The 14,579-nt window shown below is 53.3% G+C and carries 13 protein-coding genes; 9 read left to right on the top strand and 4 right to left on the bottom strand.

Annotated features, from left to right (window positions below):
- Complete coding sequence (gene fhuE, locus F4V61_RS00435; protein WP_080161051.1) at window positions 1-2,175, bottom strand: ferric-rhodotorulic acid/ferric-coprogen receptor FhuE; 2,175 nt, start codon at window positions 2,173-2,175, stop codon at window positions 1-3.
- Window positions 2,176-2,516: 341 nt separating this feature from the next.
- On the opposite strand from fhuE, the gene hinT reads away from it, so the two are divergent.
- The 8 genes from hinT (at window position 2,517) to F4V61_RS00475 (ending at window position 8,573) form a co-directional block, all read left to right on the top strand.
- Entirely contained in the window at window positions 2,517-2,876 is a 360-nt protein-coding gene (gene hinT, locus F4V61_RS00440) for a purine nucleoside phosphoramidase (RefSeq protein WP_000807126.1), read from the top strand.
- A gap of 2 nt (window positions 2,877-2,878) precedes the next feature.
- Entirely contained in the window at window positions 2,879-3,253 is a 375-nt protein-coding gene (locus F4V61_RS00445) for a YcfL family protein (RefSeq protein ID WP_012210257.1), read from the top strand.
- Window positions 3,254-3,266: 13 nt separating this feature from the next.
- Entirely contained in the window at window positions 3,267-3,896 is a 630-nt protein-coding gene (gene lpoB / locus F4V61_RS00450) for a penicillin-binding protein activator LpoB (protein ID WP_000164364.1), read from the top strand.
- A complete protein-coding gene (thiK, locus tag F4V61_RS00455; RefSeq protein ID WP_001257897.1) occupies window positions 3,877-4,692 on the top strand; it encodes a thiamine kinase in 816 nt (271 codons plus the stop codon). Before lpoB ends, thiK begins: the two co-directional genes overlap by 20 nt.
- An 18-nt stretch (window positions 4,693-4,710) precedes the next feature.
- A complete protein-coding gene (gene nagZ / locus F4V61_RS00460) occupies window positions 4,711-5,736 on the top strand; it encodes a beta-N-acetylhexosaminidase (protein WP_024131929.1) in 1,026 nt (341 codons plus the stop codon).
- A gap of 24 nt (window positions 5,737-5,760) precedes the next feature.
- The gene (gene ycfP, locus F4V61_RS00465) at window positions 5,761-6,303 is read left to right on the top strand and encodes an alpha/beta hydrolase YcfP (RefSeq protein WP_038396169.1); all 543 of its coding nucleotides are present in this window, start codon (window positions 5,761-5,763) and stop codon (window positions 6,301-6,303) included.
- 247 nt (window positions 6,304-6,550) lie between these two features.
- On the top strand, window positions 6,551-7,855 hold the full coding sequence (gene ndh / locus F4V61_RS00470) for an NADH-quinone dehydrogenase (RefSeq protein WP_000211059.1): 1,305 nt from the start codon (window positions 6,551-6,553) through the stop codon (window positions 7,853-7,855).
- 178 nt (window positions 7,856-8,033) lie between these two features.
- Window positions 8,034-8,573 carry a glycine zipper 2TM domain-containing protein gene (locus F4V61_RS00475; RefSeq protein WP_079829076.1) on the top strand — a complete coding sequence of 180 codons (540 nt, stop codon included), beginning with the start codon at window positions 8,034-8,036 and terminating at the stop codon, window positions 8,571-8,573.
- Between the two features lie 73 nt (window positions 8,574-8,646).
- Here the strand turns inward: F4V61_RS00475 and comR are convergent, their stop codons facing one another.
- Window positions 8,647-9,282, bottom strand: coding sequence for a TetR family copper-responsive transcriptional repressor ComR (comR, locus tag F4V61_RS00480; RefSeq protein WP_000205978.1), 636 nt, complete (start codon window positions 9,280-9,282; stop codon window positions 8,647-8,649).
- 238 nt (window positions 9,283-9,520) lie between these two features.
- Between comR and bhsA the strand changes: the two genes are divergently transcribed.
- On the top strand, window positions 9,521-9,778 hold the full coding sequence (gene bhsA, locus F4V61_RS00485; RefSeq protein WP_000800122.1) for a multiple stress resistance protein BhsA: 258 nt from the start codon (window positions 9,521-9,523) through the stop codon (window positions 9,776-9,778).
- A gap of 121 nt (window positions 9,779-9,899) precedes the next feature.
- On the opposite strand, the gene ldtC is transcribed toward bhsA, so the two are convergent.
- Together ldtC and mfd are read right to left on the bottom strand one after the other, a co-directional pair.
- Entirely contained in the window at window positions 9,900-10,859 is a 960-nt protein-coding gene (gene ldtC / locus F4V61_RS00490) for a L,D-transpeptidase LdtC (RefSeq protein ID WP_058345825.1), read from the bottom strand.
- Between the two features lie 148 nt (window positions 10,860-11,007).
- The gene (gene mfd / locus F4V61_RS00495) at window positions 11,008-14,454 is read right to left on the bottom strand and encodes a transcription-repair coupling factor (protein WP_080161050.1); all 3,447 of its coding nucleotides are present in this window, start codon (window positions 14,452-14,454) and stop codon (window positions 11,008-11,010) included.
- Window positions 14,455-14,579: the final 125 nt, after the last annotated feature.

The raw sequence follows: 14,579 nt of genomic DNA on the forward strand, positions 1-14,579 counted from the left end.
TCAGAACTGATAATTGGCGGTGAGACTCACGTTACGCGGCGCGCCGTAAACAATGGAACCATCAATATTAGTGTCGTAGGTTTTATTGAGCAGATTGTTAATATTCCCCTGTACGGAGAAGTTTTTCGTCACCTGATAGCGGGTAAACAGATCGACCAGCGCATAGCTGCCCTGTTCGGCGCGGAAAGCGCCGTAAGGCGTCGCGGTATCTTTGTAAACCCGATTCTGCCAGTTTATGCCGCCGCCAACGGTCAGTTCCGGCATTACCGGCAGACGATAGCGGGTGAATAGCTTCACGCTGGTGCGCGGCAGATTAGGGTTCACGGCGTTACCTTCGTTGTCCTCGGCAATATAACGGGTGGCCCCGAAAGTCATCTGCCAGTTATCGGTGATCGCGCCGTTCACTTCAAATTCGACACCTTTGCTCACCGTACCGTCAGTAGGCTTCCAGGCAAACTCCCCGTTACTGCCAGGAATGGGAATAGTAGTCGCCTGAGCGACATTATCCTGCTCAATACGAAATACGGACAACGTGCTGGTGAGGCGACTGTTCATCCAGTCGGACTTCAGGCCCACTTCATAGTTGTTACCGGTAATCGGAGCCAGATATTGACCCGCTTTGTCGCGTTTATTCTGCGGCTGGAAGATAGAGGTATAACTGGCATAAGCAGACCAGTTGTCGTCGATATCATAAATCAGTCCGGCATATGGCGTGGTATGGTTTTTCTCCATGCCGTAGGTCAGGGTATCAATACGCCAGTTGGTATAACGAGCGCCAAGAATCAGATGCAGCGGGTCGGCCAGCGACATGCGCGTGGCGGCATAAAGCGATTTTATGTGCGTGGTATCGTCCTGCGCCAGATTTTGTGGCGCCCAGTTGGTTTGCGGGAAATTACCGTTAAACGCGCTGAAGTGGCCAATTTCGTTCGGGAAGACGTTCGACCAGGCGCTGAAATAGCGGTTGTTCTGCTTACTATAACTCCCGCCAAACATCATGTTGTGCTGACGACCAAACAACGCGTAAGCGCCATCGGCAAAGAGATCTATGGCATCGACTTTGCGTTTACCGCTGTTCCAGCCTGTTCCGCCGACCACGGGATAGCTTGCGCCGTAAGGGCTTACCAATGCGCCATTCTCTTTATCCACTAACGCATCGATATACATCATTTTACTGTCGAATTTGACCTCTGTGTGGGTCGCATTCAGGGTCGCCTGCCAGCTTTCGGCAAAACGCTGCTTAAGCGTGACGAAGAATTTATTAATCTCTTTGTCGTTATAAGCCCACTCCGGGGCGGTACTACGCGCGCGGTCATAGCTGTTTTTACTGCCATCGGTGTTCCAGCGCGGCAGACCGCCCCAGGTTGGGCTGTTGACATCAATTTTTTGATATTCATAACCGGCTGAAAGGCCAGTGGTTACCCCCAGATCGGCATCGACAATCCCGGAAAAGAACGTTTTCTCGTTGTTATAGCGGTCCAGCCAGGAGTCATTATTCTGATAACCCGCCACGATGCGCCCACGTACGTTGCCATCCGGGGTGAGCGGACTTTGCAGATCCATGACGTAACGCTGCTTATTCCAGCTACCGTATTCTGTTGAGACGTTACCTCTGAACTCCCGGCTGGTGGCATGTTTACGGATCATATTGATCGAGGCAGAGGGATTACCGGTTCCGGTCATCAACCCATTCGCTCCGCGAACCACCTCCACACGCTCATACAGCGCGGTATCCGTTAGCGCATCGCCCAGATTCCAGCGGGACTCAAAATACGTGGGAATACCGTCGACCATATAGTTATCAATTTCAAACCCGCGTGAATAATAACTGATGCGATCGGAGTCAGCCTGGCTTCCGCTGATCCCCAGCGTATTAGCCATCACTTCGCCTAACGTCTGCAATTGCTGGTCTTCCATACGCTGCTGGCTGACAATACTGACCGACTGTGGAATATCGCGCTGAGTCATCGGCATTTTGGTGCCCGCTGCGGTCGTTTTCACGCTGTAATCTTGTTCTTCGCTGTTTGAAGCGTCGGCGGACATCGCGCCCTCGACAATAACAGTATCCTCAGCCGCGAAGGCGGCAGGCATAAATGCCATCGCAATCCCCATGGCTAACAGCGATGGCGCGGCGGTGGACTGAATATGTTTATCCCGGCGGTATTGAATGAAAAACATCTGAAAATCCTTGCATGTTATTGGGGTAAGTTCAGGACGTATAACGCTGAACCTTTTTATTCTTTGCCAAATAATGCGCATAAAAATGCAAATGAGAAATATACGCATTTGCATTAAATATGTAAAACGGTATAAACCGTGCAACCAAAAATATTTTTTAAGCGTATAAAGGCGTCATGGCAGGGGGATATGGCGGTAAGTCCAGCATGTCGTCATTTTTCGCTTAATAAATCGTGGGTTAAAGTTGAAAGAGCGTCGGTAACTCGCTCATACTCTATACTCGCAGTATGGCTCGGCGTAGCATGTGCGCCGCAAGGGCTATTATGAAAAAGGAAAACGTCGTGGCAGAAGAAACTATATTCAGCAAAATCATCCGTCGTGAAATCCCTTCGGATATCGTTTATCAGGACGAGCTGGTCACCGCCTTTCGCGATATTTCACCGCAGGCGCCGACGCATATCTTGATTATTCCTAATATCCTGATCCCAACCGTCAATGACGTGACGGCGGAACATGAACAGGCGTTAGGTCGGATGATCACCGTGGCGGCGAAAATCGCCGAACAGGAAGGAATTGCCGAAGATGGGTATCGTTTAATCATGAATACCAACCGTCATGGGGGCCAGGAGGTCTATCATATCCATATGCACCTGCTGGGCGGTCGTCCACTTGGCCCGATGCTTGCGTACAAAGGCTTGTAAATATGACCAGAGGATGCATCGTGGTTTCTCTGGGCTTGTTGCTGCTTACCGGCTGCCGCTCACACCCTGAGATCCCGGTAAGTGACGAACAGTCGCTGGTGATGGAGTCCACAGTTCTGGCGGCGGGCATCACCGCAGAGCAGCCTGAACTGACGGCGTCTGATATCCAGCCATCTGCTTCTTCACGCGTCTATAACGAAAGGCAAGAGCCCATTACCGTTCATTATCGGTTTTACTGGTATGACGCACGGGGGCTGGAGATGCATCCGCTGGAAGCGCCGCGTAGCGTAACCATACCCGCGCGTTCTTCGGTAACGCTATTTGGCAGCGCTAATTATCTGGGAGCGCATAAAGTCAGGCTTTATCTTTATTTGTGAGGTGTGAAATTTGATGACAAAAATGCATCGCTACGCCGCAATCGCTGCGCTGGCGATATTTCTCTCCGGGTGTGTGGCGCAACGCGAACCTGCGCCAGTTGAAGAGGTAAAACCAGCGCCAGAACAACCAGCGCAGCCTCCTGTTGTGCCGTCTGTACCGACGATCCCCCAGCAACCGGGGCCGATAGAGCATGAAGATCAAGCTGGTCAGCCAGCGCCTAAGGTGCGCCACTATGACTGGAACGGCGCTATGCAACCGATGGTCAGCAAAATGTTGCAAGCTGATGGCGTGACGGCCGGAAGCATATTGCTTGTCGACAGCGTGAATAACCGGACGAATGGGTCGTTAAACACAGGCGAGGCAACCGAAATATTACGCAATGCGCTGGCTAACAACGGTAAATTTACGTTGGTTTCCGTACAGCAACTCTCGATGGCAAAACAACAGTTAGGGTTGTCTCCGCAGGATAGTCTGGGTACGCGCAGTAAAGCGATCGGTATCGCGCGCAATGTCGGGGCGCAGTATGTGCTTTACTCCAGCGCCTCCGGTAATGTTAACGCGCCTGCATTACAGATGCAGTTAATGCTGGTGCAAACTGGCGAGATAATCTGGTCAGGTAAAGGTGCGGTCCAGCAACAATAATCCCTTAACGCGCGACGAGATCCTGTCGCGCTATTTTCCGCAGTATCTTCCCGTCGCCGCCGCAGCGCAGGGGCTAAGCGGCGGGAGCTGCATCATTGCACATGATACTCATCGTATCGTGCTGCGCCGTCATCATGACCCTGACGCTCCGGAATCCCACTTTTTACGCCATTACCGCGCCTTATCCCGGTTGCCGGTCAGCCTCGCGCCCAGAGCGCTTTTTTATACGCCAGGCTGGATGGCGGTAGAATATCTGCATGGCGCAGTAAATTCCGCCTTGCCGGACGCCGACGGACTGGCGGCCTTACTGTATCATTTGCATCAGCAGCCGCGTTTTGGCTGGCGTATCGCGCTGTCGCCATTGCTGGCGCAGTACTGGGCGTGTTGCGATCCGACGAGGCGAACGCCGTTTTGGTTAGGGCGGCTCAAATATTTGCAAAAAAACGGTGAACCCCGCCCGCTGCGGCTTGCGCCTTTGCATATGGATGTTCATGGCGACAATATAGTGTTAACGGCAGCCGGGCTGCGACTGATTGACTGGGAATATGCTGGCGACGGCGATATCGCGCTGGAGCTGGCGGCGGTATGGGTTGAGGATGAACGACAGCGCCGGCAACTGGCAAACGCTTATGCCGCGCGCGCGCGAATTGATGCCCGGCTGTTATGGCGGCAGATACGACTCTGGCAACCCTGGGTCATTATGCTGAAAGCAGGGTGGTTCGAATATCGCTGGCGACAAACCGGCGAGCAACAATTTATCAGGCTGGCCGATGAAACCTGGCGCCAGCTACGTTGAAAGGATGAGGAGAGCAGTGTGGGCCCAGTAATGTTGGATATTGAAGGATTTGAGCTGGATGCGGAGGAGCGAGAGATACTGGCGCATCCGCTGGTTGGTGGGCTTATCCTGTTTACGCGTAATTACCATGACCCGGAACAGTTGCGTGAATTAGTTCGCCAGATTCGGGCGGCGTCGCGTAACCAACTGGTGGTGGCCGTCGATCAGGAAGGCGGGCGCGTACAGCGTTTCCGCGAAGGATTTACTCGCCTGCCTGCGGCGCAATCTTTTTTTGCGCTGCATGGGCTGGAAGAGGGGGGACGACTGGCGCAGGAAGCGGGGTGGCTGATGGCCAGCGAAATGATCGCGATGGATATTGATATCAGTTTTGCGCCAGTGCTGGATGTCGGGCATATCTGCGCGGCAATAGGCGAGCGATCCTATCACGCCGATCCCGCAAAAGCGTTGGCAGTGGCGACACGCTTTATTGACGGTATGCATGACGCCGGGATGAAAACAACCGGTAAACATTTCCCCGGTCACGGCGCGGTAACGGCGGACTCCCACAAAGAGACGCCGTGCGATCCACGTCCTGAAACGGACATTCGCGGCAAAGATATGTCGGTGTTCCGCACGCTGATTAGCGAGAATAAGCTGGATGCGATTATGCCTGCCCACGTGATCTACAGCGCTGTCGATCCGCGTCCGGCGAGCGGTTCGCCACACTGGCTGAAAACGGTGCTGCGTCAGGAGTTGGGTTTTGACGGCGTCATTTTCTCCGACGATCTGTCTATGGAGGGCGCGGCGATTATGGGCAGCTATGCTGAGCGCGCTCAGGCGTCGCTGGATGCGGGTTGTGATATGATTCTGGTCTGCAATAATCGTAAAGGCGCAGTCAGCGTGCTGGATAATCTGTCGCCGATCAAAGCAGAACGTGTTACACGTTTGTATCATAAAGGTTCATTTTCGCGCCGGGAGCTCATGGACTCAACGCGCTGGAAAACAGCCAGCGCCCAGCTCAAACAGTTACATGAACGCTGGCAGGAAGAAAAAGCAGGTCATTAACTCGGGTTTTCGTGAGGGTGCCAGATGATTATTTATTTGCACGGTTTTGATTCAAATAGTCCGGGCAACCATGAGAAAGTGTTGCAATTACAGTTTATCGACCCGGATGTCAGACTGGTAAGCTACAGTACGCGGCATCCTAAGCATGATATGCAGCATCTGCTGAAAGAAGTGGATAAAATGTTGCAACTGAATGTGGACGATCGCCCTTTAATCTGTGGAGTGGGGTTGGGCGGTTATTGGGCGGAGAGAATTGGCTTTCTGTGCGATATCCGTCAGGTGGTATTTAACCCGAATTTGTTTCCCTATGAAAACATGGAGGGGAAAATCGATCGTCCGGAAGAATACGCCGATATCGCCACGAAGTGCGTGACCAACTTTCGCGAAAAAAACCGCGATCGCTGTCTGGTGATCCTCTCTCGTCATGACGAAGCGCTGGATAGCCAACGCTCAGCGGAAGCGCTTCACCAGTATTATGAAATTGTATGGGATGAGGAACAGACTCACAAATTCAAAAATATTTCGCCGCATTTACAACGTATCAAGGCGTTTAAAACGTTGGGATAGCACCCTGATGGCGTTGTCAATTACGGGATAACCAGCCTTGCGGCTGGTTTTTTTATGCTCAATTCTCCGGGATTGTCTATCTTTTCAGCATGAAAACTTGATGCACATCAATTTTGGTATGACCAATGCACCGTTCATGCTATTCTCATAGTAGAAGACAACTTTCATTAACGTAACTTGTTGTTAATTAAAGGCTATGATAATAACTTTTAATTAACAATTGGTTAATAAATTTAAGGGGGTCACGTTGACTACACCATTAAAAAAGATTGTGATTGTCGGCGGCGGCGCTGGCGGACTGGAAATGGCGACGCAGTTAGGCCATAAACTGGGGCGCAAGAAAAAAGCGAAAATCACGCTGGTAGACAGAAATCATAGCCATTTGTGGAAACCGTTGCTGCACGAAGTGGCGACGGGCTCTCTGGATGAAGGCGTGGATGCGCTGAGCTATCTGGCCCATGCGCGTAATCATGGTTTCCAGTTCCAACTTGGATCGGTGATGGATATCAATCGGGAAGCGAAAACCATCACCATTGCCGAGTTGCGTGATGAAAAGGGCGAGTTGCTGGTTCCGGAGCGCAAAATCGCGTATGACACGCTGGTGATGGCGCTGGGGAGTACCTCTAATGATTTCAACACGCCGGGCGTGAAAGAGCACTGTATCTTCCTCGATAACCCGCATCAGGCACGCCGGTTCCACCAGGAGATGCTGAACCTGTTCCTCAAATATTCGGCTAATCTGGGCGCTAACGGCAAGGTCAATATCGCTATCGTCGGCGGCGGCGCTACGGGGGTTGAGCTGTCGGCTGAACTGCATAATGCGGTAAAACAGTTGCATAGCTATGGTTATAAGGGGCTGACCAACGACGCGCTGAACGTGACCCTGGTTGAGGCTGGCGAGCGTATTTTGCCTGCGCTACCGCCGCGTATCTCCAGCGCTGCGCATAATGAACTGACTAAACTGGGCGTTCGCGTACTGACGCAAACCATGGTTACCAGCGCCGACGAAGGCGGTCTGCATACCAAAGAAGGCGAGTATATTCAGGCCGATCTGATGGTGTGGGCGGCAGGTATCAAAGCGCCAGATTTTATGAGAGAGATTGGCGGCCTGGAAACTAACCGCATTAATCAACTGGTGGTGGAATCGACGCTGCAAACCACGCGCGATCCCGATATTTTTGCGATTGGCGACTGCGCTTCCTGCGCTCGTCCGGAAGGGGGCTTTGTGCCGCCTCGCGCTCAGGCGGCGCATCAGATGGCTACCTGCGCGATGAATAACATTCTGGCGCAAATGAATGGCAAGCCGCTGAAAGCCTATCAGTATAAAGACCATGGATCGCTGGTCTCGCTGTCCAACTTCTCTACGGTTGGCAGCCTGATGGGGAACCTGACCCGCGGCTCAATGATGATTGAAGGACGTATCGCCCGCTTCGTGTATATCTCGCTATACCGTATGCACCAGATAGCATTGCATGGATACTTTAAAACCGGGCTGATGATGCTGGTGGGAAGTATTAACCGTGTCATTCGCCCGCGCCTGAAACTGCATTAATTTCTCTGCGACTCACCGGCTGTTAGCGCCGGTGAGCGTTTCTTCGTATCTTTCTTCGGAGTTGTCCGAATCCTTCGACTTTCCCGTTTCATCCCGCACTTTTCATCCTCATTCCGATTGGCGTTGTTCGCATACTGCTTGCAAAATTGTTACCAATAGCAACGAAGGAGGAACTCCCGTGAATAAATCCATGTTGGCGGGTATAGGGATTGGCGTAGCGGCGGCGCTGGGTGTGGCGGCGGTAGCCAGTCTCAACGTATTTGATCGTGGTCCGCAATATGCGCAAGTGATATCGGCTAAACCGATTAAAGAGACGGTAAAAACGCCGCGTCAGGAGTGCCGTAATGTCACGGTCACGCATCGCAGGCCGGTCCAGGACGAAAATCGTATTGCCGGCTCGGTGCTTGGCGCAGTAGCAGGCGGCGTAATTGGACATCAATTTGGCGGCGGTCGTGGTAAAGATCTGGCGACGGTCGTCGGAGCGCTGGGCGGCGGTTATGCTGGCAACCAAATCCAGGGAGCAATGCAGGAAGGTGATACTTACACCACCACGCAGCAGCGCTGTAAAACGGTGTATGACAAATCTGAAAAGATGCTTGGCTACGACGTGACGTACAAAATTGGCGATCAGCAGGGCAAAATCCGCATGGATAAAGACCCCGGAACGCAAATTCCTCTCGACGGTAATGGCCAACTGATCCTGAATAACAAAGCATAAAAAAGCTGTACTCTGCAAGTTAGCCCCTCATTCGCTCAGGCTGAGGGGTTTTTTTTATCCGACACAGCGTCGTTCAGGGCTTGAGCAGTTCAGGCCAGATACGCAGAGTCGTGCGCGCGATTTGCATCAGTTGTTCGAAGGTGGCGCCTTCACGGGCGCTAATCGACATTCCCTGTAAAATACAGTTTATATATTCCGCAAGCATCTGCGGGTTACAATGCGCCGGAATTTCACCGCGTTCCTGACGCTGGCGCAGAAACTGGATGAGCGTCTGTTCCTGCATGGCGTGGCGTGATTTTACCGTACGGGCGATATCGCGCGAGGAAGCGGCCAGGGTGGCGGAGGTATTAATCATAAAGCAGCCGGCTGGCGTGTCTGTACTGGTAAAGCAGGCGGCAATTTCTCTGAAATAATCTTCCAGCGCGGATTCAACGCTTTTCTCGTCGCAAAAGAGTTGGGCCTCATGTTTTAAGGCAAAGCGAGTGATGTAACGATCCAGGACAGCGCGAAATAATCCTTCTTTGTTAGTAAATTCCGCATAGAGAGTAGGCGCCTTCGCCCCGGTAGCCTCTACGAGATCGGCAAGCGAAGTTGCTTCATAACCGTGCTGCCAGAAGAGTCTCATGGCCTTGTCAAGCGCGGCTTCCCTGTCGAACACTTTTGGTCGGCCACGGCTTTTCTTCGCGCAACTCGTGGTATCCGTTGTCATGATGCCGTTGTACCTGTTTAAAGGGGGAACTTTATTATAAAAACAAACGACGTCTGGCTCCAGAGTATGCATTAGAAAAATAAAACAATTCTATTTACATGAAAAATAACACATTTGTAAATTATATAATGATCATTATAAAAATGGATTTGTGAGTGACGCCGATCACATTTATTATTAAATTATCGATTGTTAATTTAATGTTCCGACACCTGTTCATCTGCTAAAGGTCATGACTATGAAAAACGTAAAAATCCTCATCGCTGCTGTGGTATTTAGTTCGCTCTCATTCGCCAGTTTCGCCGCCGTGGAAGTCCAGGCAACGCCGGAAGGCCAACAGAAGTTCGGTACAATTTCCGCGAATGGCGGCACGAATCTGGGATCGCTGGAAGATCAGCTAGCGCAGAAAGCGGAAGAGATGGGCGCGAAGTCTTTCCGTATTACCTCTATCACTGGCCCGAATACCCTTCACGGTACGGCGGTAATCTACAAGTAAGCATTAACCCTCATTAATGCCGCTGTGATTGCCACAATAAAAAGCCTCACGATTGATCGCGAGGCTTTTTTGTCGGTCGGATAAAGGCATTAGTCGCCAACCGGTAATCACCCATTCACACTTACAGCGGTTTCGTCTCCGGGGTACGGGTCACATCCACCGGCATTCCGGAGCGCACTTCCATGACATGTTCCATCACCGCGGCGTCGGTCTGCGGCGCGTCCTTAAACGTCTGCATAGGGCCATTCAGCACAATCGGCAACACCTGCGGATCGTCACCAATATTTTTAGACAGTGGCTGATGGACCTCCACCAGCCGCACGCCGCCTGGCTCAACTGAGGTTTTAATCGGCGTATTAATAATATTCACTTTGGTCCCCGGCGTGACCTGGCGGAACAACGTCTCTATATCGCCGTCGCGCAGGCGAATACAGCCGGAGCTGACACGCATACCAATGCCAAAATCGGCATTAGTGCCATGTAACAGATACACGCCGCCGTAGGCCGCTAAGCGAATCGCGTGATGTCCCATCGGGTTATCGGGGCCAGCAGGCACCACGGCGGGAAGATCGATGCCTTGCGCTTTGTAGCGGGCGCGAATATTAGCAGTCGGCGTCCAGGTCGGGTTGGCTCGTTTATCTGAGATGGTGGTCACCATCGTTGGCGTCAGGGTATCGCCGCCCAGTTGACCAATCCCGATAGGGTAGACTGTGACCGTATTTTTCCCCGGTTGGTAATAGTAAAGCCGTAATTCCGCGAGGTTAATGACGATACCTTCACGTGGCGCGTCCGGTAGCAGCGTTTGCAGCGGAATCGTCAACACGCTGCCTGCGCGCGGCACGTAAGGGTCAATGCCAGGGTTGGCCTGTAACAGGGCCAAAAAACCCACGTTATATTTTTTGGCGATCGCCTCCAGCGAACCGCCGTCATCTTCTACGACATGGAATTTATTTTCCCCCACCAGTCGACTGCCGGGAGGCGGAAGAGGCCACGTATTCGCCTGCGCGGTAAGCGCAAGCATGATGGTTGCGGTAAGCGCAAGCAACGCCCACCAGCGAGAGAGTCGCGTATTTTTGAACATTATAATAAGCCCATGATTATTATATGGTTATTTTTATATAAAGCAAGAATAAGAATTATGGCGGGTGGCTGTGTCTGGAATTGCAGGGAAGTGCAAATCTTTTGTAAAGATTAGGCCGGGCGCAGAATAACAACCCCCAGCCTGACACTTACGCGATGGCGTTTTCTTCCAGTTGCTGCATAAACTGGCGTACCCAGTCTATACGCGTTTTCCGTTCGCTTAAATCCTGAATAAACTTGAGGCGCGTCGGGCCATCCAGGCGGAAATGCTGCGGCTGTTTCTGCAGCAGTCCGATAAGCCATGCAGGGTCAACGTGGTTTTTCTCGGCGAACTCAATCGTTCCGCCTTTCTCGTTACCTTCCAGTTTTCGGATGCCGAGTTTTTGCGCCTGTTGGCGCAGACGGGCGATATCCAGCAGATTACGCGCCGGATCGGGCAGCAGGCCGAAGCGATCGATTAATTCCACTTTGATCTCTTCCAGTTCGTTTTCGTTCTTCGCGCTGGCAATACGTTTATAGAACGACAGCCGGGTATTAACATCCGGAATAAAGTCATCTGGCAGTAGCGACGGCATTCGCAGCTCGACCTCCGTTTGCTGGCTGGTGAGATCTTCCAGCGACGGTTCTCGGCCTGCTTTCAGAGCATCGACGGCGTTTTCCAGCAGTTCCATGTAAAGTGAGAAGCCAATGGTTTCCATTGAGCCGCTTTGCTCTTCGCCAAGCAGTTCGCCCGCGCCGCGGATTTCCAGATCGTGGGTCGCCAGCGCAAAACCAGCGCCTAAATCCTCCAGCGACGCAATCGCCTCCAGCCGTTTTTGCGCATCGGTGGTCATTGCCTTAGGGTGCGGCGTCAACAGCCAGGCGTAGGCCTGGTGGTGCGAGCGCCCTACGCGGCCGCGTAACTGATGCAACTGCGCAAGGCCGAAATGATCCGCGCGTTCAATGATGATCGTGTTAGCGGTGGGGATGTCGATCCCCGTTTCGATAATGGTCGTACACACTAGTACGTTAAAACGTTGATGGTGGAAATCGTTCATCACCCGTTCCAGCTCACGTTCGCGCATCTGGCCGTGACCAATGGCGATTCGCGCTTCCGGCACCAGTTCCGCCAGCCGCTCTGCGGCTTTCTGGATATTTTCAACGTCATTGTACAAATAGTAAACCTGACCGCCGCGCAGAACTTCACGCAGAATTGCTTCCCGTACAACCAGGCTATCGTACTCGCGAACAAAGGTTTTCACCGCCAGACGGCGGGCAGGGGGCGTGGCGATAATGGAGAGATCGCGCATACCGCTCATCGCCATATTCAGCGTCCGCGGGATTGGCGTCGCCGTGAGCGTCAGAATATCGACATCGGCGCGCATCGCCTTAATTCGCTCTTTGTGGCGCACGCCGAAACGGTGCTCCTCATCGACAATCAGCAGGCCGAGGTCGCGTAGCTTCACGTCGCTTTGTAGCAGTTTATGCGTACCGATCAGAATGTCGATCTTACCCTCGGCGGCCTCCGCCAGGATTTGCGCCTGCTCTTTGGCGCTGCGAAAGCGGGACAGCATCTCAATGCGTACCGGCCAGTTGGCGAAACGGTCGCGGAAGTTGTCATAGTGTTGCTGCGCCAGCAACGTGGTTGGCACCAGTACCGCCACCTGTTTATGGTTTTCCACCGCCAGGAACGCGGCGCGCATCGCCACTTCCGTTTTGCCGAAGCCAACGTCGCCGCACACCAGCCGGTCCATCGCCAGCGGTTGGCACATATCGCTCAATACGGCGTTAATCGCCTGTGCCTGATCGGGCGTCGTTTCAAACGGGAAGCTGTCGCAGAATAACTGGTAATGCTCGCGGTCGTGCTTAAAGGCAAATCCCTCTTTTGCCGCCCGTTGCGCATAAATATCCAACAGTTCCGCCGCCACATCGCGTACTTTTTCCGCCGCTTTTTGCCGGGCGCGCGACCAGGCGTCGCCGCCCAGTTTATGCAGCGGCGCGTTTTCTTCCGCGCCGCCAGCATAGCGACTAATCAGATGCAATGAGGAGACCGGCACGTACAGTTTGGCGTCATTGGCGTAAGTGAGCATCAGATACTCGCCCTTGATGCCGCCAGCCTCCAGAGTGGTCATTCCCGCATAGCGTCCGACGCCGTGTTCCAGATGCACTACAGGTTGGCCGACGTGGAGCTCCGCCAGGTTACGAATCAACGTATCCGGGTTGATCGTGCGGCGGGAATCCTGGCGACGACGCGCGACCCGTTCACCCAAGAGATCGCTTTCGCAAATCAGCGCCAGATTGCGTTGGGTGTCGATAAAGCCATGTTCCGCGGCGCCAATCATCAGGTAGCGTCCCGCATCCCTGGCGTCGTCCAGACGTAAAATCCGCTTCGGCGCAATTTTTATGCGGGCAAGGAGTTCCCCCAGCGCTTCGCGGCGTCCTTCGCTTTCCACCGAAAAAATCACCGGGCCGCTGAAAGATTCGAGGAACTTACGCAGCGCGTCCAGCGGCGCTTTCTGCTGCGCCTGGATAGCCAAATCCGGTAATTTCTGGAAACCGAGATTGGTATTGGCGGCTTTTTCCGGCAGATGGTCGGTTTTAAGCTGGAGGCGAGGCCAGCGTTTAAGCTCGGAAAAGAGCTCATCCACCCGTAGCCAGAGGGCTTCCGGTGGTAAAAGCGGGCGCATAGGATCGACGCCGCGATTTTCAAATCGCGCCAGCGTATCGGCCTGAAAGCGTTCGGCGCTGGTTTCCAGCGAGCCGGTATTCACCACCAGAGTATTGGCGGGGAAGTAGCTAAATAATGGCGGTAACGGTTCGCTGAAAAAGAGCGGTTGCCAGTATTCGATCCCGGCGGGCAGGGTGCCTTTGCTGACCTGCTGATAGATGTGCTCGGCGTCGCGTTTTACCTCAAAGGTATCGCGCCACTGGCTACGGAAAAGCTCAATAGCGGCTTTGTCGGTAGGAAATTCGTGCGCGGGCAACAAATTGATGGCCTCGACCTCCTCCAGCGTACGCTGGGTATCCGCGTCAAACAGACGCAGGCTGTCGATTTCATCATCAAAAAAGTCGAGGCGATAAGGCTGTTCGCTGCCCATCGGAAAGAGATCCAACAGCGCGCCGCGCGTCGCGTATTCGCCATGCTCCATCACCTGATCGACATGCCGATAACCGGCGCTGTCAAGCTGCGCGCGCAGAGCGTCGCGGGACAGCCGCTGGCCTTTTTTCATCACCAGTGCATGACCATGCAGATAGCTATGCGGACAAACGCGCTGCATCAGGGTGTTTACCGGTACAATCAAGACGCCGCGCTGCATCGACGGCAACTGGTAGAGCGTGGACAGACGCGAAGAGATAATTTCCTGATGCGGGGAGAAGCTATCATACGGTAGCGTTTCCCAGTCCGCCAGGTTCATGACCATCTGATCGGTAAACTGGCGGATTTCATCATGCAGTCGCAGAGCATTTTGCATGTCAGGCGCTATGAGTACCACCGGACCGGCATGGCGTTCGGCTATCTCTGCCACCAGCGTAGCGCAGGCGGCGCCGGTAAGTTCGCCCAACTGGCGCTGATCGCCCGCTTTTGTCGGCAGCGTGTAACGTTGTTTTTCAGGCATAACGGTTGTCAGTATCTCTTTTTGTTTTACGCCGCACTCTACGCGTCACCCTTCAGGCTGCTTCATGGTTGGCTGTGCGCCGGGGCAGTATGAAGGGCTCAGGTATTCAGGGGCATATGACTGAT

This window comes from Salmonella enterica subsp. arizonae (genome assembly GCF_008692845.1).
Taxonomy (GTDB): Bacteria; Pseudomonadota; Gammaproteobacteria; order Enterobacterales; family Enterobacteriaceae; genus Salmonella; species Salmonella arizonae.

What these genes read in the sequence shown, in the direction of transcription:
- ldtC (WP_058345825.1), bottom strand. Translation starts at nt 10,859, where the DNA reads ATGTTCAAAAATACGCGACTCTCTCGCTGGTGGGCGTTGCTTGCGCTT.
- comR (WP_000205978.1), bottom strand. Translation starts at nt 9,282, where the DNA reads ATGACAACGGATACCACGAGTTGCGCGAAGAAAAGCCGTGGCCGACCA.
- mfd (WP_080161050.1), bottom strand. Translation starts at nt 14,454, where the DNA reads ATGCCTGAAAAACAACGTTACACGCTGCCGACAAAAGCGGGCGATCAG.
- lpoB (WP_000164364.1), top strand. Translation starts at nt 3,267, where the DNA reads ATGACAAAAATGCATCGCTACGCCGCAATCGCTGCGCTGGCGATATTT.
- F4V61_RS00445 (WP_012210257.1), top strand. Translation starts at nt 2,879, where the DNA reads ATGACCAGAGGATGCATCGTGGTTTCTCTGGGCTTGTTGCTGCTTACC.
- ycfP (WP_038396169.1), top strand. Translation starts at nt 5,761, where the DNA reads ATGATTATTTATTTGCACGGTTTTGATTCAAATAGTCCGGGCAACCAT.
- bhsA (WP_000800122.1), top strand. Translation starts at nt 9,521, where the DNA reads ATGAAAAACGTAAAAATCCTCATCGCTGCTGTGGTATTTAGTTCGCTC.
- fhuE (WP_080161051.1), bottom strand. Translation starts at nt 2,175, where the DNA reads ATGTTTTTCATTCAATACCGCCGGGATAAACATATTCAGTCCACCGCC.